Below are 23,736 nucleotides of genomic sequence, written 5' to 3' on the forward strand. Positions count from 1 at the left end.
GCGGCTCTATGCGCGTAGAGTCGCGCTCACCGTTTTAGGCGCAAAGAGGGGTTATGCCATGGACGTCATCTCCGTCATCCGTACGAAGCGGGACCGAGGCGAGCTCAGCGACGAGCAGATCGACTGGGTCATCGACGCGTACACGCGCGGCGCGGTCGCCGACGAGCAGATGTCGGCGCTCGCCATGGCGATCCTGCTCAACGGCATGAACCGCGGCGAGATCGCCCGCTGGACGGCCGCGATGATCGCGAGCGGCGAGCGCATGGACTTCTCGTCCCTCTCCCGCCCGACGTCCGACAAGCACTCCACGGGCGGCGTCGGCGACAAGATCACGCTGCCGCTCGCCCCGCTGGTCGCGGCCTGCGGCGCGGCGGTCCCGCAGCTGTCGGGCCGGGGCCTCGGCCACACCGGCGGCACCCTGGACAAGCTGGAGTCGATCCCGGGCTGGCGCGCCCTCCTCTCGAACGAGGAGATGCTCTCGGTCCTGGACGGTGTCGGCTCGGTCATCTGCGCGGCGGGCGACGGCCTGGCCCCCGCGGACAAGAAGCTCTACGCACTGCGGGACGTGACGGGAACGGTGGAGGCGATCCCCCTGATCGCCTCGTCCATCATGTCGAAGAAGATCGCCGAGGGCACGGGCTCGCTGGTCCTGGACGTGAAGGTCGGCACCGGCGCCTTCATGAAGAACCTGGAGGACGCCCGCGAACTTGCGTCCACGATGGTGGGCCTGGGCACGGACCACGGCGTACGCACGGTGGCCCTGCTCACGGACATGGCCACGCCGCTGGGCCTGACGGCGGGCAACGCCCTTGAGGTCCGCGAGTCGGTGGAGGTCCTCGCGGGCGGCGGCCCCTCGGACGTGGTCGAGCTGACCCTCGCCCTGGCGCGGGAGATGCTGGACGCGGCGGGCCTGAAGGATGTCGACCCGGCGAAGGCGCTGGCCGACGGCTCGGCGATGGATGTGTGGCGCCGGATGATCTCGGCTCAGGGCGGCGACCCGGACGCGACCCTCCCGGTGGCCCGGGAGACGCACGTCGTGACGGCGCCTTCGTCCGGGGTCCTGACCCGCCTCGACGCGTACGACGTCGGCGTCGCCGCATGGCGTCTCGGCGCGGGACGTGCCCGCAAGGAGGACGTGGTCCAGGCGGGGGCGGGCGTCGAGCTGCACGCGAAGCCGGGCGCTCAGGTCCGCGCGGGGGAGCCGATCATGACCCTGCACACGGACACTCCCGAGCGCTTCGAGTACGCCTTGCAGGCGGTGGCGGGGTCGTTCGACATCGCCCCCGAGGGCACGGAGTTCGCGGCGACGCCGATCGTGCTGGACCGCATCGCGTAGGCAACCGCGTAGGCAATCGCGTAAGCAGTGGGGGAGGGGCGGGCCCTGCGGGGCTTCCCCCCATCCCGCCCCTTTCCGAAACCAGGGGGCTCCGCCCCCTGGACCCCCGAGCAAGATGTCCTCAATCGCCGGACGGGCTGAAAGATTCAGCCCGTCCGGCGATTGAGGACGAACTCGGCGAAGCCGGTGATGACGGCGCGCAAGGCCCCCGCGCCAGAGCGGGTTCTCGGGAAGGGGCGGGGTTGGGGAAATGCTCGCGCAGGCGGACCTACCGATGAGTTCCGGCCCCCAGGCCAGTCATCCCAACGTGAACCCCAAACCGCAGCCAGACCTGACCCTCACCGGCACCCTCGACCGAGAGGCCACGCACCGCCTCTGCGAGGAGGCCCGCGCCACGCTGCAAGCGACCGGCGCGGACGTCCTCGTATGCGACGTCGCGGACCTGGGCCCGCCCGTCCTCGCCGCGATAGACGCGCTGGCCCGCCTCCAGCTCACCGCCCGCCGCGCGGGCGGCCGGATCCGCCTGCGGAACCCGGCCCCGCACCTGCGCGAGCTACTGGACCTCGTCGGGATCCCCATTGAAATCGAGATGGAGCGGCAGGCCGAACAGCGGGAACCACCGGGGCGTGTCCAGGAAGCAGTGGAAGCCCGCGATCCGCCCCTCTGAGATCTCGATGACCTGAACCGCCCACGGCGCGAACCCGCCCTTCTCGGGGTCGGGCTTGTAGTGGGCGAAGCCCGGCGTGCCGTTGACCTCGACCGGGAACAGTTTGCTGTCGGCGCAGGACGCGCCGATGGTCGACATGAAGCCGGTGATGTCGGACGTGCCGCGCAGCCACAGGTCGAACGGGGGCATCGTCATGATGGCGTCTTCGTGCAGCAGCGCCGTCAGCGCCGCCATGTCATAGCCCTCGAAGGCCGCGACATAGCGCTCAAGCAGCTTCTGCTGCTCGTCGTCCAGAGGGTCGGAGACGGCCGTGTCGTCCGCATGACCCTCGGCCAGCGTCGCCCGCGCCCGCTGCAACGCGCTGTTGACGGAGGCCACGGAGGTGTCCAGGAGCTCGGCCGCCTCGCTGGCCTTCCATGCGAGGACCTCGCGCAGGATGAGCACCGCCCGCTGCTTGGGCGGCAGTTGCTGCAGGGCGGCGACGAACGCGAGCCGCACCGACTCCTTCGCCACGGCCGCCTCCGCGGGGTCGCTGACGGACGGCAGCACGCGCGCGTCCGGCATCGGCTCCAGCCACACATTGTCGGGGCGCGGCGTCAGCGCGGCCTGGGCCAGCGGCGCCGCCGCGGTCAGGTCCATGGGGCGGGCGCGGCGGTTGCCCGCGTTCAGCATGTCCAGGCAGACGTTCGTCGCGATGCGGTACAGCCACGACCTCAGGCTGGAGCGGCCCTCGAACTTCTCATAGCTCCGCCAGGCGCGGACCATCGTGTCCTGCACCGCGTCCTCGGCCTCGAAGGCCGAGCCCAGCATGCGATAGCAGTACCCGGTCAGCTCGACCCGGTGTTTCTCCAGCGTGACGTCCAGTTCCGACGTCGTCCCTGCGATGTCCGTCATACCGACCCACCCACCCCTGCGGCTGCCACGAAAGTCCCAGCACTTTGGAAGCTACCGCAGCCCACTGACAACGGCCCCCGGAGTGGGAAAACCCGCAGGCGGGAGGGGGTCGCCCGGGACGGCTAGTGCGCGGCCACGAGCCCTCGCCGGTCCCGCCGCTCCTGGACCCGGGCCGCGTGCGACCCCCAGAAGGTGATGGACACGACGCCGAGCACCGCGAGCAGACCCAGGCCGACCGTCCCGGCCCAGCCCCCCGAGTGGAAGGCGACCGCGCCGAGCGTGCCGCCCGCGCTGGAGCCCAGGTAGTACGCGGACTGGTAGAGCGCCGAAGCCTGCGCACGCCCCGCGGTGGCCGTACGGCTCACGGACGAGGAAGCGACCGCGTGACCCGCGAAGAAGCCCGCGGTGATCAGGACGAGCCCGAGCAGCACCATGACCAGGGAGTCGGACAGGGAGAGCAGCAGACCGCCGGCCGTCGTGCTCACCGCCAGGTACAGCGCCCCGCGCCGGCCGAGCCGCGCCACCAGCTTCCCCGCGGCGGCCGAGGAGACCGTACCGACGAGATAGACCAGGAAGATCGAGCCGATGATGCCCTGCGGGAGCGAGAAGGGCGCCTCGGTGAGGCGGTAGCCGATCACCGTGTAGACCGCCCCGAAGACCGTCATGAACAGCGCGCCGATCGCGTACAGCCTGCACAGCAGCGGGTTGGCGAGGTGCGAACGGATCGTCCGGCCGAGCGCCTTGGGGTTGAGCGAGCCCGCGGTGAAGTGGCGCGGCGCGGGAAGCAGCGCGCGGAAGGCGAGCGCGCACAGGACGGCCACGACACCGACCACGCCCACGGCCACGCGCCAGCCCCAGGCCTGCGCGACCCAGCCCGTGATGACGCGCCCGCTCATGCCGCCGATCGAATTCCCCGCCACGAACATGCCGATCGCGGCGACCAGTGCCTTGGGCCTGACCTCCTCCGCGAGGAAGGCCATCGCGGACGCCGGGAGCCCGGCGAGCGCCGCGCCCTGCACGGCGCGCAGCGCGATGAGCGCGCCGATGGAGGGCGCGAAGGGGACGAGCAGCCCCACGACCACCGCGACCGTCAGCGAGACCGTCATCAGCGTCCGCCGCCCGAAGCGCTCGCTGAGCGCGCTCAGGGGCAGGACGAAGAGGGCGAGCGCGCCCGTGGCGGCGGACACCGTCCAGCTCGCCGTGCTCGCGCTGACGCCGAAGTCGGCGGAGACGAGGGGGAGCAGCGCCTGCGTGGAGTAGAGGAGGGCGAAGGTGGCGACACCCGCGAGGAAGAGGGCGAAGCTCATCCGGCGGTAGCCGGGGCCGCCGGGGGTGAGCCGGGAGTCGGCTTCGGGAGAGGCATCGGTGGACGACGGGGCGGGGGCGACCGCGTGGGTGGCGGACGCCCCGCTACTGGCGGGAGGCATGTGTCGAACGTAGGCACACGGAACTCATCCGTCCAATGCATGGATTGGCCATAATCGTTCCCATGGTGCATGAGCGCAGTTCAGAGCGGCGTCTGTCGCAGAGCAGTTACGTAGGAGACATCGGCGGGGGCGCGTCGTCGCCCGCCGAGCTGACCCCCGGGTCCTGGTCCGCGCTGCTCTCGCCGCGCCTCGCGTACTTCGCGGGGGTCGCGCGGACGGAGCACGTGACGCGGGCCGCGCAGGAGATGCAGGTGCCGCAGTCGACGCTGTCGCGCGCGCTGGTGCGCCTCGAACAGGATCTGGGGGTCGACCTGTTCGCGCGGCACGGCAGGACGGTGTCCCTGACCCCGGCGGGCCGTACGTTCCTCGCCTCCGTCGAGCGGGCGCTCGGCGAGGTGGAGCGGGCCGCGGAGTCCGTGCGGGCGGACGCGGACCCGGCGTCGGGCAAGGTCGCCTTCGGCTTCCTCCACACGATGGGCTCGGAGACCGTCCCCGGCCTGATCCGCGCCTTCCGCGCGGACCATCCGAGGGTCCGCTTCAGCCTCGTACAGAACTACGGGGAGGCGATGATCGAGCGGCTGCGGGCGGGGGAGCTGGACCTGTGCCTGACCTCGCCCGTGCCGGACGCCCCCGATCTCGTCGCACGCCGCCTGGACGAGCAGCGTCTGCGCCTCGTCGTGCCGGACGACCACCGCCTCGCCTCGCGCAAGCGGGTCCGCCTCGCGGAGGCGGCGGACGAGGCCTTCGTGACCCTCGAACCCGGCTACGGCCTGCGGCGCATCACGGACGACCTCTGCCAGGAGGCCGGCTTCAAGCCGCGGATCGCGTTCGAGGGGGAGGAGGCGGAGACGCTGCGTGGCCTGGTGGCGGCGGGCCTGGGGGTGGCCCTCCTGCCGCCACCGGCCGTCCCGCGTCCGGGAGTCGTGGAGCTGACGGTGACGGGGCAGCGTGCGGTGCGGGAGATCGGCGTGGCCTGGCTCGACGGCCATCCGGACACTCCGCCGGTGGCGGCGTTCAAGAAGTTCCTGCTGGGGCGGCGGGGAAGGCTGCTGCCTGAGGGGACCCCCACGACGGGCTGAGTCACCGCTGCCGCATCGACTCACCGAAGCCGGAGGCGAGCGGCATCCGCAGCCCCAGCGGCGGCGGAGCCGCCAGCGCGTCCTCCAGGGGGCGTGCGTACGCGTGCCCGAACAGCGAACCCATGACGAAGTCCGAAGCCAGCGCCTGGACTTCGGAGTGATGCTGCTGCAACCGGTGCCCGTCGGAGTGGACTTCGAACCGGCACACCTCCCGGTTCGCCTTCTTCGCCCGCTCCGCGAGCCGGAACGAGAGCTCGGGATCGGTCCGCTCGTCGTTCGTGCCGTGCACGATCAGGACCCGCCGCCCCGCGAGCTGCTTCACCGGTTCAGGGGACGCGGCCACATCGTCCTCGGGCAGCCAAGGGGCCAGCGCGAGGACGGAGTTGACCGCGTCGTGCCCACCGGCCCGCAGCGCGGCCCGGCCGCCCATGTCCATGCCGACGAGGCAGATGGAGACGTCGCCGTAGAGGCGGACGATCTCGTCCGCCGCCCACTCCGCGTCCCGCGCGAGCTGTGCCTGCGCGCCGTTCCACCCGCGGCAGCGGTAATGGACGACGTGCGCGGCCAGCCCCTCGCCGCGGCCGTCCTGGGCGAGCCTGCGGCCGAGCGCGCGCACCGCGTTCGCGGCGAACGGGGACGGCTTGCGGGCAGAGGTCTCGTGGCCGCCGGGGAGCAGCAGCACCGCGCCGCTGACCGCCGATGGACGGGTGCCGATCACGCGCCCGAGCCTGGCCGCGCGCGCGGAATCGGGCGTCGCTTGCTGTGCCATGACAGAACAGTGTCAGAAGCGATGGTGTACGCCACCCGTCCGCGGGGTCACTGTTACGTATCGACCCGTGAGATCTACGCGCGTAGGCGCTAGAGTGCCGAGATGACGAGCCAGACCACCAAAGCCGGTCACACGGACCGCGAAACGCCAAGCGCCGAACAGATCCGCCGCGCCCCGAAGGTGCTCCTGCACGACCACCTCGACGGCGGTCTGCGCCCCGGCACGATCGTCGACCTCGCCCGCGAGTCGGGGTACGAGTCGCTGCCCGAGACCGACCCCGACAAGCTGGGGATCTGGTTCAGGGAAGCCGCCGACTCCGGTTCGCTGCCGCGCTATCTGGAGACCTTCGCCCACACCTGCGCTGTCATGCAGACGAAGGACGCCCTCAAGCGCGTGGCGGCCGAGTGCGCCGAGGATCTCGCCGAGGACGGCGTCGTCTACGCCGAGATCCGGTACGCCCCCGAGCAGCACCTGGAGCAGGGCCTCACCCTCGAAGAGGTCGTCGAGGCCGTCAACGAAGGCTTCCGGGAGGGCGAGCGGCGCGCGAAGGCCAACGGCCACCGCATCCGCGTGGGCGCGCTGCTCACCGCCATGCGGCACGCCGCCCGCGCCCTGGAGATCGCCGAACTCGCCAACCGCTACCGCGACCTGGGCGTCGTCGGCTTCGACATCGCGGGCGCGGAGGCGGGCTTCCCGCCCACCAGGCACCTCGACGCGTTCGAGTACCTCAAGCGCGAGAACAACCACTTCACCATCCACGCGGGCGAGGCCTTCGGTCTGCCGTCGATCTGGCAGGCCCTGCAGTGGTGCGGCGCCGACCGGCTCGGCCACGGCGTGCGGATCATCGACGACATCCAGGTCGCCGACGACGGCACCGTCAAGCTCGGCCGCCTCGCCAGCTACGTACGCGACAAGCGCATCCCCCTGGAGATGTGCCCGAGCTCGAACCTGCAGACGGGCGCGGCGAGCTCGTACGCCGAGCACCCCATCGGCCTGCTCCGCAAGCTGCACTTCCGGGCGACGGTGAACACCGACAACCGTCTGATGTCCGGCACCAGCATGAGTCGCGAATTCGAGCACCTGGTCGGCACATTCGGCTACACGCTCGATGACATGCAGTGGTTCACAGTCAATGCGATGAAATCAGCGTTCATTCCTTTCGATGAACGCCTTGCCATGATCAATGACGTCATCAAGCCCGGATATGCCGAGCTGAAGTCCGAATGGCTGTTCCGTCAGACCGCCTCCACCAGGGCTTCTGTCGACGTGTAACAGAAATTGAGGCAATGCGGGCGCGGCCGGGAACATTAATTCCCGGCCGCGTTTTTGCTGTTTCGCTGTTTGCGGACCGCCCCTTCACATGTTTACGGTCATGGGCCGCTCAAAAGTCCCCGTCATCAAGGACGCATTGAAGATGAAGCAGTCTGCCGCCAAGACCCTCGGTGTCGCCGCTCTCGGCGCCGCCTTCGCCGCCGCCGGCGCGGGTGCCGCGAACGCCGCACCGGCCGTGCCCGACGCCACGGGCGCGCTGGGCGCCGCCACCTCGACGCTGCCCATGGGGCAGGTCGCCGACACCCTGCCCGCCGGTGGCCCCGAGGCCGTCGCCGCGGGCCAGAACGCGCTCGGCAGCACCCTGCAGGCCGCCGCGCCGACCGTCGACAAGCTCGGCGAGAGCACCAAGGACGCCGCCGACCGCAGCAAGCCCGCCGCCGACCCGGTCTCCGGTCTGCTCGGTGGTCTGCCGGTCGCCGGTGCCCTGCCGGTCGCAGGTTCCCTGCCGCTCCAGGGCCTGCCCACGCAGGGTCTGCCCGTCGAGGGCCTGCCGCTCGGCTGACCCTCGCCGGTCTCCGCGTACGCCGATGGGGCGCACCCTTTCGCAAGGGGCGCCCCATCGGCGTACGCATGTGGCAGCGAGGGCCGCCGGATCACCAGGCGGCCTGCTGGGTCTTGCCCTCGGTGGGCAACAGGACCCAGAGCGCGATGTAGAGCAGGAACTGCGGTCCGGGAAGAAGGCACGAGAGCACGAAGATCACGCGCATCGTGGTGGCCGATGTGCCGAAGCGCCTGGCGAGGGCGGCACAGACTCCGCCGATCATCCGGCCGTTCGTGGGGCGGGCAAGGGCGGTCATGGTGGCTCCTTCGTGAACCGTCGGCATGAGGTCCGGGGGCGTTTCCCCGATGACTCGAAGTTACGTTCACGAAGCGGGCAAAGCGTCGCTCTAAGGTGCGATACCGACCCTGGGAATCGTCGGGGTCGCACCCTGAGAAGCGTCCTCCCGCAGGAGGGCCGCGCGATGCTCCACGTCGGTCCGGCGGCGGAGCCTGGCCCTGACCGCGGGCACCACGGCGACGTGCGCGAGCGCCACGCCCACCGTGTTCAGGAACAGCGAGTCGATGTCGACGACCTGCCCGGGGACCCCGGTCTGCAGCAGTTCGATGCCGAGCGAGATCAGCGCGCCCGCCGCGACCGTGCGCACCAGCGAACCCAGCGGCGAGACATGGACCCGCCCCCCGGCGAGCGGAAGCAGCAGGCCGAGCGGGGCGAGGAGCAGCAGGCTGCCGCCTATCTGCCGGGCCGCCTGGACAGGGCCGAGCGCCAGATCCGCCTTGATGCCGGCGAAGGGCTGAAGGTTCGCCGCGCTGACCCAGGGCACGTCCAGTGGACGCAGAGTGAACCAGCCGACGAGCAGAAGATGCGCGACGAGGAGGAATCCTCCCGCCGCGCGGAAGCGGATGGCGGCCCCGTGGCCGCCCGAGCCTTGACGCACGCCCCCCAAGACGCGGCAAGGGGCAGGATCGGTTCCGCGCATCTCATCCCGGTACGCGGCGGTGTCCTGATCGCACAGGGTGACCACCCCGGTTCTGCCGCCCCGGCAGGGTCCCGTTACTTCACCGTCTCCGTGGGCGGAGCCACCGTTCCGGGGCGCTGGCGGACCGCCTGGGTGCATTCGTAGCGGCGCAGCGGGTCGTCGCCGGGGCCGCCCATGATCACCTCACGGTCGTCGCCCGCCGCCGCGCTGTCCGCGAATGTGCACACGATCTGGGCCAGCGCGAACGCCGACAGGTCCTCGGGGGACGAACTGAACCGCAGCGCGTCCTCGGGATCCCCCTCGGCCGGGCCGCTGACGACCGTCCCGCCGCGCACGTCCGTCGCGAAGCCCGCCTGCTTCTCCGGGGCCGATGGGGTGTGCGCCAGCTCGTCCAGGAGCGCCTGAGCGATGCGGACCCGGTCGGACGTCGCCTTCTCGGCGGGGATCCGCACCGACCGGTCGACGGTCACCAGCTGCGCCGCGCACACCAGGAAGACCTGCACCGGCACGCCGCTGGTGGACTGCGACGCGATGCTCGAACCGGACATCACGCACGGCACCCGGGAGGGCCCGGGACCGAAGTCGGTGGGCACCTCCGTCGAGCGGATCCCGCATCCGGCGAGCGTCGCGGTCAGCACGGTGGCCAGGAGAGCGGCCCGAAGCCGTCGGCGGTTCATCGTTCGTCTCCCTCGACACCGGCGTCGGTGTCGGCGCCGCCGTCCGTGCCGTCGTCCGCATCGTCGTCGGGCAGCAGCCCCGACGGATCGCGCGGCAGCCACAGCGTGAACACCGCACCGCCCTTGGGCGAGTTCGCGGCGGTGATCTCACCGCCGTGGATGTGCGCGTTCTCCAGCGCGATGGAGAGCCCCAGACCGCTGCCCTCCGAACGCGGCCGGGACGCGCTCGCCTTGTAGAACCGGTCGAAGACGTGCGGCAGTACGTCCTCGGGGATGCCGGGGCCTCCGTCACGCACCGCGATGACGAGCTTCTCGCCCGCGAGCCGCACCGACACCTCCACCGGCGAACCGCCGTGCTTGAGGGCGTTGCCGATCAGGTTCGCCAGGATGACGTCCAGGCGCCGCGGGTCGAGCCGCACCGTGATGCCGCGCTCCGCGTCGAGCTCGACCGCGTCGAGCCAGGCGCGGGCGTCGATGCAGGCCGTGATCTGGTCGGCGATGTCGACGGCGTCCAGGACGAGCCTGGCCGTGCCCGCGTCGAAGCGGGTGACCTCCATCAGGTTCTCCACCAGGTCATTCAGCCGGCGGGTCTCGCTGACCACCAGACGCACGGCGGGCTCGATCATCGGGTCCACGGAACCGGTCTCCGCGTCGAGCTCCTCCTCCAGGACCTCCGTCACCGCGGTGATCGCGGTCAGCGGCGTACGCAGCTCGTGCGACATGTCGGCGACGAAGCGCCGCGAGGCCTCCTCGCGGGCGCTCATGTCGTCGACCTTCTTCTCCAGGCTCTCCGCGGTCCGGTTGAACGTCCGTGACAGATCGGCCAGTTCATCCGTGCCCGACACCCTCAGGCGCGTGTCCAGCTTGCCCTCGCCGAGCCGCCGCGCGGCGACGCCGAGCCGGTGCACCGGTTTGAGCACGGTGGTCGCCGCGGCCTGCGCGAGCAGCGCGGAGCCGATGAGCGCGAGCCCGGTCGCGATCGCCAGCGACCAGCCGAGCGAACTCAGGTCCTTCGCCTCCGGCTCCAGGGACTTGAGCATGTAACCGGTCGGCCCGCCGCCGATGACCTTGGCACCGCCCACGAGATAGGGGGTGCCGCCGTCGACGGTGCGCTGCCAGTACAGGTGGTACGGACTCTTGTTGCTGGAGGTGAGCGGCTGCTCCTTGTTCACCGTCTTGCGCAGCGACTTGGGCACGTCGGCGAGCGTGAAGGCGTCCAGGTCGGAGTAGCCGACGATCGTGTCGCCGTCGGAGTTCTCCCCGATCAGGAGCACGCTGTAGCGCTGGCTGCTGTTGGCCATCGTCCCGGCGGCCTGCTGCAGTTCGTCCTGGGTCGGATTGGGCGGCAGCGCGCCGGCGCGGGTCTGCATCTCCTGCTGGAAGTCCTTCAGGGCGGCGTCCTGCGCGCGCGTCAGGACCGCCTCGCGGTTCAGCCAGTACGCGATTCCGGAGGCCGTCACGGCGGCGGTGAGCGCCACCAGGCCGAACACCACGACCAGCCTGAGCCGCAGGCTCGTGAAGCGAAGTCCCGCCATGATCGCCTTGCGCGCCGCGGCCCAGCCGCGGAGCTTGTCCTGCGGTTTGGTCACTGAGGAGTGTCCAGCCGGTAGCCGACCCCACGGACCGTACGGATCAGAGTCGGTGAGGACGGCACGTCCTCGACCTTCGCGCGCAGGCGCTGCACACACGCGTCGACGAGCCGGGAGTCTCCGAGATAGTCGTGCTCCCACACCAGACGCAGCAACTGCTGCCGCGACAAGGCCTGTCCGGGCCTGCGGCTCAGCTCCAGGAGCAGCCGCAGCTCGGTCGGCGTGAGCTGGAGATCCTCGCCGTTCTTCGTCACGGTCATGGCGGCGCGGTCGATGACGAGCGAACCGAACGTCGCCGCGTCGTTGGCCTCGCGCTCACCGCGGCGAAGGACCGCACGGATACGGGCGTCGAGCACCCGCCCCTGCACGGGTTTGACCACATAGTCGTCGGCACCGGATTCGAGCCCGACGACCACGTCGATGTCATCGCTGCGCGCGGTCAGCAGGATGATCGGCAACTGGTCGGTGCGCCGGATGCGACGGCACACCTCGAATCCGTCGATGCCCGGCAGCATCACATCCAGCACGATCAGGTCCGGCCGCTGCTCACTGAGCAGCTTCAGGCCGTCCTCGCCGGTGGCAGCAGTAGCCACCCGATGCCCTTGGCGGGTGAGCGAAAGCTCAAGGGCCGTACGGATGGCGTCGTCGTCCTCGATCAGCAACAGGGAAGGCACGGACGTCATTCTGTCCCATGGTGCGGCCACAGTTCGACTGTTGGAGCGCTCCCACACGTTCCCCCTACAGATGGAAGGGCTGTTGCAGGCCTGTGACAGTCGGCGGACACCGTCATGAAGTGGGTCGGGCAGAGTTTTGGTCACACGGAAGAAGCCGGACTCCACCGACGGGGGGCGCGAGATGAACACACTGCACAGCACCAGCTCAAGCGCAGTAATCACGCGTCTCCACGACGTGATCCGGACCGCCGAGAGGCACGAGAAGTCCGGTGCCGTGAGCGGGCGGGGGTGCGCTCGCGGCACCGGGCGTCAGCACACCGCGTACATGACGGTGGTTGACGCGTTCCGGGGGGAGAACCACGGGGGAACCGAGGGGGTGGCTCACGGGGGAGCCGCGTACAGGGAGGACACGGGGGAGCGCACATCAGTGTCGGAGGCGGAGTTCACCGCCTACGTCCAGGAGCGTCGTGCCTCCCTGTACGCAACCGCCTATCACCTGACCGGTGACCGTTTCGAGGCCGAGGACCTGCTCCAGAGCGCCCTCTTCTCGACGTACCGGGCCTGGGACAGGATCAGCGACAAGGCCGCGGTCGGCGGATATCTCCGCCGGACCATGACCAACCTGCACATCAGCGCCTGGCGGCGCCGCAAGCTCAACGAATACCCGACCGAGGAGCTGCCGGAGACGGCGGGCGACACGGACGCGATGCGTGGCACCGAACTCCGCGCGGTTCTCTGGCAGGCCCTGGCCCGCCTCCCCGAACTGCAGCGGACGATGCTGGTCCTGCGCTACTACGAGGGCCGCACGGACCCCGAGATCGCGGACATCCTCGACATCAGCGTGGGCACGGTGAAGTCCAGCATCTGGCGCTCGCTGCGCCGGCTGCGCGAGGACGAGGTCCTCAGCTTCGGCCGTGACCAGGAAGAGTCCTTCGGCGAGTTGGTCGCCTGAGGATCACGGGGGCCGCCGCTCCCGGGGGGAGGCGGCGGGCAGTACCGGGGGGATCCACGGGGGAAAACGGGGATCACGGGGGAAACAAGTGGCGGGACCGGAAGGCCGGGGGGTCTTTCCGGTCCTTCTGCTTTTGGTGCGGGGCGAGCGGGTGCGTGGGGGAGAGATCCGCCGCGAAGCGGCGGTCCGGTGAACCGCTCCCTCCCCGGCGGAGCTACGCGGCGTCGGCGCGAGCCTTGACGCACCGCCCCGCGGCAGCGGCGGCGACCCGCCCCAGGGCCTCGTCCTTCCCGCAGGGGTGAGCGCCCAGCGCGGTCTGCCGGGCCACGATGGCGCGTTCGGCGCGCATCAGGCGCCAGCCGCGCCGCAGCAGGAACGCCACGGACTTGCGTCCCTCGCGCAGATCCCGCAGCAGCCGCCGCCGGTAGGTGGTGGACGGCCGCCCGCGCAGACAGATCGCGTCGGCGAGCACGCCGATCTCCCGGCACCGGTCCACGATGTCCGCCGCGAAGATCCCCTCCGCGATGAAGAGGGGTGTGCGCTCGATGTCCATCGCGGACTCGCCCGTACGCGAGCTGGTGGCGATGTCGTAGACGGGGACGCTCGTACGTCCCGTGCGGCACAGCTGCTCGATGGCGGCGACGGCGACGTCCGCGTCCCAGGAGGCGGGGGAGTCCCAGTCGATGTCCGTGCTGCCGGGGACCTGCGGCAGTGTCGGGTCGTCACCCTCCTTGTAGAAGTCGTCGAGGCACAGGACGGGCAGCCCGGAGCGGGCGGCGAACGACGACTTGCCTGACCCGGAGGGGCCGGCCAGCAGCACGACTCGGGTGGGTATCGGGGGATGGGAACTCACGAGAGACCAGTGTGCTGCATTGACCCGCCCAGGCGACCCCACGGGTAGGGCTTTGGTGCCCACAACACACCTCAACTACGCTACGTGCACATCTGATTACTCAAGAGGATTCGGGCGGTACCCATGGCACGGCACGCAACAGCCTCCACGCAACTCTCCCGCGCCCTCCTGCGCGCGGGCCTGACGGTCACCGTCGCGGGCGCGGCGCTCGGCATCGGCGGTGCGGCGACGGCGAGCGCCGCGCCGGTCCCCGCGCCCCCGGCGTCCGACAATCTCTCGGCGGGCGCCGCGGGGATGCTCGGTGCGGTGCAGGAGGCCGCCGGTGGTGGGCTCGGGCCCGTCAAGGCGCTGAAGCTCGACCCGCTCGCGGGCACGGGGGTCGACCCGCTGGACAACGCGGTGGGCACCCGGATCGCGGACTTCAAGCCCGTCACGACGGCGCCGTTGACGGCCCCGCTGACGCAGGGCGGATCGCTCGACGACCTGCCGCTGGTGGGCCCGGCCGCGGGGCTGCTGCCCGGCTGACCTCCGCGAGCGTCAGCTCTTTCGCAGCGGCACTTCGCGCACCAGCCAGGCCACCGCGAACGCCACGGCCCCCAGCAGCGCGGACCCCAGGACCACGCCGTGCAGCCCGCTGGTGACCGACGCCCGCACCGCTTCCCGCACCCCCTCCGGCATCTCCCGCACGGCTTCGGGCGTCCACGCGGTGCCGCCCTCCGGCATCCCGGCCGACGCGACCCGGCTGGAGTAGACCGCGCCGAGCACGGCGATCCCGAGCGAGCCGCCGATGGTCCGGAGGAGGGTGGCGGTGCCGGTGGCCGCGCCCATGTCGCGCGGCTCCGCGCTGTTGATGGTGATCAGCAGCGTGCTCTGCATCAAGAAGCCCATTCCGGCGCCCAGTACGAGAGTCAGCGCCGAGGTCACCGCGGTCGGGGTGTCCGCGCCGACCGCGAGGAGCGCGAGCCCGCCCACGGCCGTCAGGGCCCCGCCGATGATGGGGTAGGCGCGGTAGCCGCCGCCGTTGGACGTGACCTTCCCCAGCAGGAGTTGCGCGCCGAACATCCCCGCCATCAGCGGGAGCAGCAGCATGCCGCTGGCCGTCGACGAAGCGCCGCGTACGAACTGCATGTACTGCGGCAGATAGGAGGACGCCCCGAGCATGGCCGCGCCCACCAGGAAGGCGAGGATCTGGGCGAGCGTGAAGTTGCGGTCGGCGAACAGCCGGGGCGGGATGATCGGCTCGGGCGCGCGCCGCTCGACCCGGGCGAACCAGACGAGGGCGCCGGTGCCTAGCGCGCCGAGTCCGAGGATCTGCGGTGAGGTCCAGGCGTACGTCGTGCCGCCCCAACTGCCGAGCAGCGTCAGGGAAAGGATGCCCGTGGAGAGCAGCGCGGCCCCCGCGTAGTCGATCCGTGCGGTGATCCGCTCACTGGGCAGGTGCAGGCGGAAGCAGACGATGAGCAGGGCGATCGCCCCGATGGGCACGTTGACGTAGAAGACCCAGCGCCAGTCGAGCTGGTCGGTGAGGAAGCCGCCGAGCAGCGGCCCGCCGACCAGCGCGGCCGGCATCATCGCGCCGACCATCGACTGCGAGCGGCCCGCCTGCGACGGCGGCAGCATGACCCCGATGATCGAGATGGCGCCGACCATGAGGCCGCCCGCGCCGAGGCCCTGCACGGCGCGGAAGGCGATGAGCTGACCCATGTCCTGGGCGAGCCCGGAGAGCACGGAGCCCGCGAGGAACACCGTGATCGACCAGATGAAGCTGCCCTTGCGCCCGTACAGGTCGCCGAGCTTGCCCCAGACGGGAGTGGAGACGGAGGCGGTCAGCAGATAGGCGGTCACCACCCAGGAGAGCTGGTCGAGGCCGCCCAGGTCGCCGACGATCGTGGGCAGGGCGGTGCCGACGATCGTGCCGTCGAGCAGACCCAGCACCAGGCCGAGCAGGAGCCCGAAGAGGACGAGCCTGGACGGGCCGCCCGGAGTGGTGGGCGGCTGTGCGGCGCCCGGCGCGTCCGGGACGCTCTTCTCTTCCGTACGGTTACTCATGGTTCCCCCAGGAGATGTGACGCGCCGTCAGGCGGTGTACGGGCGGATGGACTTGGCGTCCCGCAGTGCGTGCGCCCACCAGGTCAGCTGGTCGAGCAGCGCCTTGGCGGCCGTGTCGACCTGGGGGTCGTCGACGGCGCCGTCCTCGCCGAACTGGCCCCAGGCGTTGTGGAAGCTGACCGTGTTGCGGATGGTCGTGGCGTTCAACTCGGCCATCACGACGCGGAGTTGTTCCACCGCGCGCAGGCCGCCCGACAGGCCGCCGTAGGAGACGAAGCCGATCGGCTTCGCGTGCCACTGCTCGTTGTGCCAGTCGATGGCGTTCTTCAGGGATGCCGGGAAGCTGTGGTTGTACTCCGGCGTGACGAAGATGAACGCGTCGGCTGCCGCGAGGCGCGGGGAGACCAGGGCGAGCAGCTCCTCGGTGCCGGGCGCGGGCGGTTGGCCGAAGGCGGGGAAGACGGTCGGCAGCGGGGTCTCGCCGAGGTCGACGACGTCGGTGGTCAGGTCGTCGCGCTGGGCGAGATGCCCCGTCAGCCACCGCGTGACGACGGGCGCGAACCGGCCCTCGCGGTTGCTGCCGACGAGGACGGCCACGCGGAGGGGCTGGGTGGTGGTGCTGCTGGTCATGGGGGACCCCCGGGAACGATGGGATGCACGCCTGGATGTGTACGGCGTATCTCGATGCGTACAACGTACACGTCGGTGTGTACAGCGTCTACTGAGGGATACGTTGTACGCTCGCGTTCCGACGAGAGGAGCCCTGCTGTGGCTGGCCAGAAGAAGGACGGCAAGGCGGCGGTGCCGGACAAGTCGCTCTGGGAACGCCTGGAGCAGCCCGCGCCGCCCCGCGCCTCGCTGTCCCTGGAGCGCATCGGGGCCGTCGCGGTGGAGGTCGCCGACGCGGAGGGCTTCGCCGCCGTCACCATGCGACGGCTCGCCACGGAGCTGGGGGTCGCGCCCATGGCGGCGTACCGGCATGTCTCGGGCAAGGACGACCTGTGGGCGCTGATGGCCGAGCGGGTGGCGGCCGAGTACCGGATTCCCGAGGAGCTGACCGGGTGGCGCGAGGTGCTGCGGGCCTACGCCCTGCTGACCCGGGACATGATGATGCGCCACCCGTGGGTGGGCCAGCTGCCCACGGCCCTGTTCGTGCTCACTCCGGGCCGGATGGCCATCGCCGAGCGGCAGTTGGCGGCGCTCGACGGGATCGGCCTCGACGAGGACGCCATGATGATGGCCTTCCGCACGGTCAGCTCGTACGCGCACGGCGCGGCCTCGTCCGAAGTGGCCCTGCGGGACTGGACGGAGTCGGAGGGCTGGTCGTCCGGCGACGAGACCCGGATGGGCCTCGCGCCGCAGATGACGTACCTCATGGACACCGGCCGCTACCCCACCTATCGGCGCTACGGCCTGCGTTCGCGCCGCAAGGACGACGCCATCTGGATGTACGAGACGGGCCTCGAATGCGTCCTGGACGGCATCGCGGCACGGCTCGGCATCTGACCTGGCCGACGGACGGACGAAGCCCCGGCCCTCCTGGACGGAGGAGGGCCGGGGCTTCGTGGTGCGGGGAGTGGCTCGGTGCGGCTCAGTACGAGGAGCCGGACGCGCCCAGCGAACCCGTGGGGTGCCAGACCGTCTTGGTCTCCAGGAAGGCCGTCAGGCGGTGCGTGCCCGGATCGGCCGACCAGTCCACAGGCTGTGGACGGACGACGCGCTTGAGGTTGTCCGCCGCGGCGACCTCCAGCTCCTTGGCCAGTACCTCGTCCTCGACGCCCGCGAGGTCGATCGCGTTCACGTCCTGGTGCGCGGCGAGCGACGGGGCGATCTCCGCCGTCCTGCCCGACAGGATGTTCACGACGCCGCCCGGCAGGTCGGAGGTGGCGAGCACCTCGCCCAGCGAGAGCGCCGGGAGCGGGGAGTCCTCGCTGGCGATCACCACGGCCGTGTTGCCCGTCGCGATCACCGGGGCGATCACGGACACCAGGCCCAGGAACGACGACTTCTGCGGGGCGACGACCGTCACCACGCCCGTCGGCTCCGGCGAGGAGAGGTTGAAGAACGGGCCCGCGACCGGGTTCCCGCCGCCCACGATCTGGGCGATCTTGTCCGTCCACCCCGCGTACCAGACCCAGCGGTCGATCGCCGCGTCCACGACCGCGGCGGCCTTGGACTTGGAAAGACCCTCGGCCTCGGCGACCTCGCGGACGAACTGGTCCTTGCGGCCCTCCAGCATCTCCGCGACGCGGTAGAGGATCTGGCCGCGCAGGTAGGCCGTCTTGCCCGCCCAGCCGCCCTGCGCCTTGCGCGCGGCCACGACCGCGTCACGCGCGTCCTTGCGGGAGGAGAGCGGGGCGTTGGCCAGCCACTTGTCCTTGGAGTCCGTCACCTCGTACACCCGGCCGCTCTCGCTGCGGGGGAACTTGCCCCCGACGTACAGCTTGTAGGTCTTGAAGACACTCAAACGCTGCTCAGACATCGAGGTAAGCCTCCAGGCCGTGGCGGCCGCCCTCGCGGCCGTAACCCGATTCCTTGTAGCCGCCGAAGGGCGAGGTCGGGTCGAACTTGTTGAACGTGTTGGCCCAGATGACGCCCGCGCGCAGGCGATCGGCGACCGCGAGGATGCGGGAGCCCTTCTCCGTCCAGATGCCGGCGGAGAGGCCGTACTGGGTGTTGTTGGCCTTGGCGACGGCCTCTTCCGGCGTGCGGAAGGTCAGCACCGAGAGCACCGGGCCGAAGATCTCGTCGCGGGCGACGGTGTGCGCCTGCGTGACGTTCGTGAAGAGCGTCGGCGCGAACCAGTAGCCGGACGAGGGCAGTTCGCACGGGGCGGACCAGCGCTCGGCGCCCTCCGCCTCGCCCGTCTCGGTGAGCGCGGTGATGCGGGCGAGCTGCTCGGCGGAGTTGATCGCGCCGATGTCCGTGTTCTTGTCCAGCGGGTCGCCCAGGCGCAGGGTCGAAAGGCGCCGCTTGAGCGCGTCGAGCACCTCGTCCTGGACCGACTCCTGTACGAGGAGGCGCGAGCCCGCGCAGCAGACCTGGCCCTGGTTGAAGAAGATGCCGGTGACGATGCCCTCGACGGCCTGGTCGATGGGGGCGTCGTCGAAGACGATGTTCGCGCCCTTGCCGCCCAGTTCGAGCGTGACCTTCTTGTCCGTGCCCGCGACCTGGCGCGCGATGGCCTTGCCGACGGCGGTCGAGCCGGTGAAGGCGACCTTGTTCACGTCCGGGTGGGCGGTGAGGGCGGCGCCCGCGTCGCCGTACCCGGGAAGGATGTTGACGACGCCCTTGGGCAGGCCCGCCTGGCGGCAGATGTCCGCGAAGAACAGGGCGCTCAGGGGAGTGGTCTCGGCGGGCTTCAGGACGACCGTGTTGCCCGTGGCGAGGGCCGGGGCGATCTTCCAGGCCAGCATCAGGAGCGGGAAGTTCCAGGGGATGACCTGGCCCGCGACGCCGAGCGGCCGCGGGTCCGCGCCGTACCCCGCGTGGTCGAGCTTGTCGGCCCAGCCCGCGTAGTAGAAGAAGTGCGCGGCGACCAGGGGGAGGTCGGCGTCGCGCGTCTCCTTGATGGGCTTTCCGTTGTCGAGCGTCTCCAGGACGGCCAGTTCGCGGCTGCGCTCCTGGATGATCCGCGCGATGCGGAAGAGGTACTTGGCGCGCTCGGCACCCGGCAGCGCCGACCACTTCTCGAAGGCCTTGCGGGCGGCCTTCACCGCGCGGTCGACGTCCTCGGAGGAGGCCTGCGCGACTTCGGAGAGGACCTCTTCGGTGGAGGGCGAGACGGTCTTGAAGACCTTGCCGTCCGCCGCCTCCACGAACTCGCCGTCGATGAACAGGCCGTACGACGGCGCGATGTCGACGACGGAGCGGGACTCCGGCGCGGGGGCGTACTCGAAGGCTGCGGAAGCCGAAGGTGTGGAAGTCATGGGTCAGTCCACCGTCACGTAGTCGGGGCCGGAGTAGCGGCCCGTGGCCAGCTTCTGGCGCTGCATCAGCAGGTCGTTGAGGAGCGATGAGGCGCCGAAGCGGAACCAGTGGTTGTCCAGCCAGTCCTCGCCCGCGGTCTCGTTCACCAGGACGAGGAACTTGATCGCGTCCTTGGAGGTACGGATGCCGCCCGCGGGCTTCACCCCGACCTGTACCCCGGTCTGCTCGCGGAAGTCGCGCACGGCCTCCAGCATCAGGAGGGTGTTCGCGGGGGTCGCGTTGACGCCGACCTTGCCGGTCGAGGTCTTGATGAAGTCCGCGCCCGCGAGCATGCCGATCCAGGAGGCGCGCCGGATGTTGTCGTACGTCGACAGCTCACCGGTCTCGAAGATGACCTTGAGCCGGGCCGCGCCGGAGGCCTCCTTGACGGCGCGGATCTGCTCGAACACCGTCATGTAGTCGCCCGCGAGGAAGGCGCCGCGGTCGATGACCATGTCGATCTCGTCGGCACCCGCCGCGACGGCCTCGCGGACGTCGCCGAGCTTCACGTCGATGGCGGCGCGGCCCGCGGGGAAGGCGGTCGCGACGGAGGCGACCTTGACGCCGCTGTCGCCGACGGCTTCCTTGGCGGTGGCCACCATGTCCGGATAGACGCAGACGGCGGCGGTCATCGGCGTGCCGCGGTCGGTCGGATCCGGGTGCACGGCCTTCGCGCCGAGCGCCCGGACCTTGCCCGGGGTGTCGGCGCCTTCCAGCGTCGTCAGGTCGATCATGGAGATGGCGAGATCGATGGCGTACGCCTTCGCCGTGCTCTTGATCGAACGAGTGCCGAGCGCTGCGGCGCGCGCCTCGAGGCCGACCGTGTCGACGCCGGGCAGCCCGTGGAGGAAACGGCGCAGCGTGCCGGCCGACGCGGTGGCGTCCGTGAGTGCGTGTGCGGGTGCTGGTGCAGTGGGCATGGTCACGAGGGGAGCATATCTACGCGCGTAGCGGCTGTACAGGGGGCGGGGGCGATGGGGGGTGGCGGGGGTGTGGTGGGGGCCGTGGCGGGGGTCTGCGGGGGCTGCGGGCTTTGCGCGGGGCCTGCGGGGGCTGCGGGGCCTGTGGGGCCCGCGGGCGCTGCAGGCCTGCGGGGGCTGCGGGCCTTGCGGGGGCTGCGGGGGCCTGCGGGCTTTGCGGGGGCGGGCCTTGCGGGCGCTGCGGGCGCAGTCGGCGGATGTCCGCCGCCCGGCTCCCGCGCTCGGGCCCACCTCCGGCCGGTTGCCCGGCTCCCGCTGATGTGCCGCCCTCGCGCCCACCTTCTGCCGGTTGCCCGGCTCCCGCTGGTGTGCGGCGCTTGCGCTCGCCTTCTGCCGGTTGCCCGGCTCCCGCTGATGTGCCGCCTTCGCGCCCACCTTCTGCCGGTTGCCCGGCTCCCGCTGATGTGCCGCGCTTGCGCTCGCCTTCCGCCGGTTGGCCGTCTCCCGCTGATGTGCCGCGCTTGCGCCCACCTTCCGTCGGTTGCCCGGCTCCCGCTCATGTCCCGCGCTTGCGCTCGCCTTCCGCCGGTTGGCCGTCTCCCGCTGATGTGCCGCCTTCGCGCCCACCTTCTGCCGGTTGCCTGGCTCCCGCTGGTGTCCCGCCCTCGCGCCCACCTCCCGCCGGTTGCCCGGCAACGGGGCGATGGCCGTCGCGCGGCGGCGGTGCGTCTTCCTCCGGGCGGCGCCTCCGCCTGGCCACCGCGACGCACTCACAAGGCCTCCGCGATGCCCCCGCCTGGCCACCGCGACGCCCCTGCAAGGCGCCCACGACGCCCGCGCAAGGCACCCGCGACGCCCCCGCAGGGGACCCGTCGCGGAACTCAGGCAGAATCAACGCATGACCGACCCCCAGCCCCCCGTGGCGGAGCCCGAGTACAAGGACCGGACCTTCCGGTCGTCCGGCGGTATCGCCGGAGGCGTCCTGCTGCTCGCCCTCGGCGGCTGGCTCGGCATCGACGCGATGATCCGGGGCGAGGGCCGCACTCCGTGGCTCGCGCTCGCCGGGCTGCTCCTGGCGGTGCCGCTCGTCGTCGCGTTCACCGTGCGCCCCGCCGTGTACGCCAACGACGACCGGCTCCGCATCCGGAACCCCTTCCGGACGATCACGCTGCCGTGGGCGTCGGTCTCGGGGCTGCGCTCCGGGTACTCGAACGAGGTCTTCACCCAGTCCGGCACCAAGTACCAGCTCTGGGCCATCCCGGTCTCCCTCCGCGGGCGCAAGAAGGCCTCCAGGAGGAAGTCGCAGGGGGCGGCCGCCGGTGATCCGAGCGTCGTGAACGCGCGGCGCCCGGGTGAGGCGGCATCCCTCCGCGCGGCCGGTGACCAGATCATGGACGACCTGCGCGAACTCTCCGAGCTCCGTGCCGGCGCGGAGTCCGCGCAGGGGGAGCCCGTGGTGCGCTGGGGCTACGAGATCCTGGCGCCCGCGGTGGCAGGGGCGGTGCTCCTCGCTGTGGTGCTCGCGGTCGCGTAGGAGCGTTCACGCGTTACGCGGTTCACGTGCTCTCGTGGTTCACGCGTTCACGCGCTTGGGCGGTGCAGGCGGCTCGTGGCTCGGCGTTCACGGCTCATGCGCTTGGGCGGTGCAGGCGGCTCGTGGCTCAGCGTTCACGGCTCATCCGCTTGGGCGGCTCACGCGCTCGGGCGGTGCAGGCGGGCAGGCGGTGCACGCGGCTCGCGGCTCGCGGCTCATGCGCTCGGGCGATGCACGCGGCTCCGGCGGTGCACGCGACTCACGCAGCCCTCATGCGCTCAGGGCGGGCCGAGCCACGCCAGCAGCATGTGGCCCCCGAGCGCCGCCGACGTCACCGCCGCGGCCACCATCACCGTCACGGCGACATGCGTCCGTGCGCGGGCCAGCGCCGCCGCGAGCGGCAGCAGCAGGGGGAAGCCGGGGAGCAGGAAGCGGGCCCGCGGGAAGTAGACCCCCTTGCTGCCGAGCACGATCAGGAGCAGCAGCCCCGTGAAGACGAGGAGAGGCAGCGGCTGCCTGTCGCCCACGGACAGGACGAACAGCGCCGCCGACGCGAGCAGCGTCGCCGTCACCATCATCAGGAACAGCTGTGGACGCTGGACCGCGAGCAGGTCGTACATGGCCCGCAGGGTCCCCACCCCGCCGTCCCACTCGTTGTGCCACAGCTTCTGTACGGCGAAATAGCCGTCCCAGCGGCCGAGCCGCAGCCCCACCCACCCGACGTACGAAAGCCATCCGAGGGGGGCGAGCAGGGCGCCCAGGAGCGTGCGTACGAGGTGGCCGCCCTCCGTCTCCCGGTCCTCTCCCCGGCGCACGCGCCGGTGTTGCCGGAAGAGTGTGAGCAGCGCGGTCAGGGAGACCGCGGCCGCCAGCGCGACACCCGTGGGGCGGGTCAGGCCCGCGAGCGCGGCCAGCGTGCCCGCCCAGATCCAGCGGCCGGTGAGCACGGCGTACAGCGCCCACGCGGTGAGAGCAGTGAAGAGCGACTCCGTGTACCCCATCCACTGCACGAGCGCGACGGGCAGCGAGCCCCAGAGGGCGGCGAGCAGGACGCCGGTCCTGCGCCCGTACAGGCGGTCGCCCACCGCGAAGATCCCCCACGCCGCGAGGAACGAGCAGGCGACGGCGATCGCGAGCCCCACCGCGCCGCGCGGCTCCGGGGCGATCACGCTCCCCGCCCTGATGAGCAGGGGGTGCAGGGGGAAGAAGGCGAGGTTGTTCGCGTCGAACTGGGTGCCCAGGGTGTCCGCGTAGCCCTTGTCGGCGATCTTCAAGTACCAGTCGATGTCCCACGACTCCGCCAGGAGCTGCCAGACGCTTCGGTGCTCCCTGCGTGCCCAGAGGGCGAAGACCAGGAGTCCCAAGAGGCGTACGGCGGCGTACGCGAGGAGTGCGGGCGACGCGTGCCGCAGCGCGCGGGCCGCGCGTGCGGGGCGGCCGGGGGAGCGGTCCGGCGTGACACGGGGGCGGCGGGACGGGGGAACGATCCGGGGCGGGGCGGCCGACATCGGGGAAGAAGTCGGGGTAGCCGGGGAAG

24 protein-coding genes are annotated in these 23,736 nt (G+C 71.4%); 9 read left to right on the forward strand and 15 right to left on the reverse strand.

The genetic code is table 11. From position 1 onward, the window contains the following. Positions 1–58 precede the first annotated feature (58 nt). Both AC07AG_RS12185 and AC07AG_RS12190 read left to right on the forward strand, forming a co-directional pair. A complete protein-coding gene (locus AC07AG_RS12185; protein WP_478754372.1) occupies positions 59–1,336 on the forward strand; it encodes a thymidine phosphorylase in 1,278 nt (425 codons plus the stop codon). A 274-nt stretch (positions 1,337–1,610) separates the two neighbouring features. Beyond that, the gene (locus AC07AG_RS12190; RefSeq protein WP_478754374.1) at positions 1,611–2,003 is read left to right on the forward strand and encodes an STAS domain-containing protein; all 393 of its coding nucleotides are present in this window, start codon (positions 1,611–1,613) and stop codon (positions 2,001–2,003) included. On the opposite strand, the gene AC07AG_RS12195 is transcribed toward AC07AG_RS12190, so the two are convergent. Further along, positions 1,890–2,897, reverse strand: coding sequence for a sigma-70 family RNA polymerase sigma factor (locus AC07AG_RS12195; protein ID WP_478754375.1), 1,008 nt, complete (start codon positions 2,895–2,897; stop codon positions 1,890–1,892). The genes AC07AG_RS12190 and AC07AG_RS12195 overlap by 114 nt on opposite strands. 122 nt (positions 2,898–3,019) lie before the next feature. Further along, positions 3,020–4,324 (reverse strand): MFS transporter, encoded by a 1,305-nt coding sequence (locus AC07AG_RS12200; protein ID WP_478754377.1) that lies wholly within the window; start codon positions 4,322–4,324, stop codon positions 3,020–3,022. Between the two features lie 62 nt (positions 4,325–4,386). On the opposite strand from AC07AG_RS12200, the gene AC07AG_RS12205 reads away from it, so the two are divergent. Next, positions 4,387–5,403 carry a LysR family transcriptional regulator gene (locus AC07AG_RS12205; RefSeq protein ID WP_478754379.1) on the forward strand — a complete coding sequence of 339 codons (1,017 nt, stop codon included), beginning with the start codon at positions 4,387–4,389 and terminating at the stop codon, positions 5,401–5,403. Position 5,404: 1 nt separating this feature from the next. On the opposite strand, the gene AC07AG_RS12210 is transcribed toward AC07AG_RS12205, so the two are convergent. Continuing rightward, positions 5,405–6,172 carry an alpha/beta hydrolase gene (locus AC07AG_RS12210; protein ID WP_478754381.1) on the reverse strand — a complete coding sequence of 256 codons (768 nt, stop codon included), beginning with the start codon at positions 6,170–6,172 and terminating at the stop codon, positions 5,405–5,407. A 102-nt stretch (positions 6,173–6,274) separates the two neighbouring features. Between AC07AG_RS12210 and AC07AG_RS12215 the strand changes: the two genes are divergently transcribed. Together AC07AG_RS12215 and AC07AG_RS12220 are read left to right on the forward strand one after the other, a co-directional pair. Then, the gene (locus tag AC07AG_RS12215) at positions 6,275–7,444 is read left to right on the forward strand and encodes an adenosine deaminase (RefSeq protein ID WP_249588152.1); all 1,170 of its coding nucleotides are present in this window, start codon (positions 6,275–6,277) and stop codon (positions 7,442–7,444) included. A 142-nt stretch (positions 7,445–7,586) separates the two neighbouring features. Continuing rightward, the gene (locus AC07AG_RS12220) at positions 7,587–8,006 is read left to right on the forward strand and encodes an ATP-binding protein (RefSeq protein WP_478754382.1); all 420 of its coding nucleotides are present in this window, start codon (positions 7,587–7,589) and stop codon (positions 8,004–8,006) included. Positions 8,007–8,097: 91 nt separating this feature from the next. Here AC07AG_RS12220 and AC07AG_RS12225 read toward each other — a convergent pair whose 3' ends face one another. The 5 genes from AC07AG_RS12225 to afsQ1 form a co-directional block, all read right to left on the reverse strand. After that, positions 8,098–8,301, reverse strand: a complete 204-nt coding sequence (locus tag AC07AG_RS12225) for a PspC domain-containing protein (RefSeq protein WP_478754384.1) — start codon at positions 8,299–8,301, stop codon at positions 8,098–8,100. A gap of 90 nt (positions 8,302–8,391) precedes the next feature. Then, on the reverse strand, positions 8,392–8,982 hold the full coding sequence (locus AC07AG_RS12230; RefSeq protein WP_478754386.1) for a VanZ family protein: 591 nt from the start codon (positions 8,980–8,982) through the stop codon (positions 8,392–8,394). Positions 8,983–9,056: 74 nt separating this feature from the next. After that, on the reverse strand, positions 9,057–9,659 hold the full coding sequence (locus AC07AG_RS12235) for a hypothetical protein (protein WP_478754387.1): 603 nt from the start codon (positions 9,657–9,659) through the stop codon (positions 9,057–9,059). Next, positions 9,656–11,248, reverse strand: a complete 1,593-nt coding sequence (locus AC07AG_RS12240) for an ATP-binding protein (protein WP_478754389.1) — start codon at positions 11,246–11,248, stop codon at positions 9,656–9,658. Before AC07AG_RS12240 ends, AC07AG_RS12235 begins: the two co-directional genes overlap by 4 nt. Further along, positions 11,245–11,922 (reverse strand): two-component system response regulator AfsQ1, encoded by a 678-nt coding sequence (gene afsQ1, locus AC07AG_RS12245; protein WP_030562528.1) that lies wholly within the window; start codon positions 11,920–11,922, stop codon positions 11,245–11,247. The genes AC07AG_RS12240 and afsQ1 overlap by 4 nt, the downstream gene beginning before the upstream one ends. A 181-nt stretch (positions 11,923–12,103) precedes the next feature. Here afsQ1 and AC07AG_RS12250 point away from each other — a divergent pair, with 181 nt between their 5' ends. Beyond that, positions 12,104–12,874, forward strand: coding sequence for a SigE family RNA polymerase sigma factor (locus tag AC07AG_RS12250; protein ID WP_478754391.1), 771 nt, complete (start codon positions 12,104–12,106; stop codon positions 12,872–12,874). Positions 12,875–13,088: 214 nt separating this feature from the next. On the opposite strand, the gene AC07AG_RS12255 is transcribed toward AC07AG_RS12250, so the two are convergent. Continuing rightward, a complete protein-coding gene (locus AC07AG_RS12255) occupies positions 13,089–13,727 on the reverse strand; it encodes a uridine kinase family protein (RefSeq protein ID WP_478754393.1) in 639 nt (212 codons plus the stop codon). Positions 13,728–13,850: 123 nt separating this feature from the next. Here AC07AG_RS12255 and AC07AG_RS12260 point away from each other — a divergent pair, with 123 nt between their 5' ends. After that, positions 13,851–14,252: a hypothetical protein gene (locus tag AC07AG_RS12260; protein WP_478754395.1), complete on the forward strand. Its 402-nt coding sequence runs from the start codon at positions 13,851–13,853 to the stop codon at positions 14,250–14,252. A gap of 12 nt (positions 14,253–14,264) precedes the next feature. Here the strand turns inward: AC07AG_RS12260 and AC07AG_RS12265 are convergent, their stop codons facing one another. After that, on the reverse strand, positions 14,265–15,776 hold the full coding sequence (locus tag AC07AG_RS12265; RefSeq protein ID WP_478754397.1) for an MDR family MFS transporter: 1,512 nt from the start codon (positions 15,774–15,776) through the stop codon (positions 14,265–14,267). 27 nt (positions 15,777–15,803) lie between these two features. Then, positions 15,804–16,406, reverse strand: coding sequence for an NADPH-dependent FMN reductase (locus AC07AG_RS12270; RefSeq protein ID WP_478754398.1), 603 nt, complete (start codon positions 16,404–16,406; stop codon positions 15,804–15,806). A gap of 138 nt (positions 16,407–16,544) precedes the next feature. On the opposite strand from AC07AG_RS12270, the gene AC07AG_RS12275 reads away from it, so the two are divergent. After that, positions 16,545–17,282, forward strand: coding sequence for a TetR/AcrR family transcriptional regulator (locus tag AC07AG_RS12275; RefSeq protein ID WP_478754400.1), 738 nt, complete (start codon positions 16,545–16,547; stop codon positions 17,280–17,282). Positions 17,283–17,367: 85 nt separating this feature from the next. On the opposite strand, the gene AC07AG_RS12280 is transcribed toward AC07AG_RS12275, so the two are convergent. The 3 genes from AC07AG_RS12280 to deoC are packed head-to-tail and all read right to left on the reverse strand — an operon-like array spanning position 17,368 to position 20,671. After that, positions 17,368–18,258: an aldehyde dehydrogenase family protein gene (locus AC07AG_RS12280; protein ID WP_478754402.1), complete on the reverse strand. Its 891-nt coding sequence runs from the start codon at positions 18,256–18,258 to the stop codon at positions 17,368–17,370. Beyond that, positions 18,251–19,705, reverse strand: a complete 1,455-nt coding sequence (locus AC07AG_RS12285; protein ID WP_478754404.1) for an aldehyde dehydrogenase family protein — start codon at positions 19,703–19,705, stop codon at positions 18,251–18,253. Before AC07AG_RS12285 ends, AC07AG_RS12280 begins: the two co-directional genes overlap by 8 nt. 3 nt (positions 19,706–19,708) lie before the next feature. Continuing rightward, positions 19,709–20,671: a deoxyribose-phosphate aldolase gene (gene deoC / locus AC07AG_RS12290; RefSeq protein WP_478754406.1), complete on the reverse strand. Its 963-nt coding sequence runs from the start codon at positions 20,669–20,671 to the stop codon at positions 19,709–19,711. A gap of 892 nt (positions 20,672–21,563) precedes the next feature. On the opposite strand from deoC, the gene AC07AG_RS12295 reads away from it, so the two are divergent. Continuing rightward, a complete protein-coding gene (locus tag AC07AG_RS12295; RefSeq protein WP_478754408.1) occupies positions 21,564–22,199 on the forward strand; it encodes a PH domain-containing protein in 636 nt (211 codons plus the stop codon). Positions 22,200–22,477: 278 nt separating this feature from the next. Here the strand turns inward: AC07AG_RS12295 and AC07AG_RS12300 are convergent, their stop codons facing one another. After that, complete coding sequence (locus tag AC07AG_RS12300) at positions 22,478–23,707, reverse strand: hypothetical protein (RefSeq protein WP_478754410.1); 1,230 nt, start codon at positions 23,705–23,707, stop codon at positions 22,478–22,480. Positions 23,708–23,736 lie beyond the last annotated feature (29 nt).

This window comes from Streptomyces sp. NPDC044044, assembly GCF_056434405.1.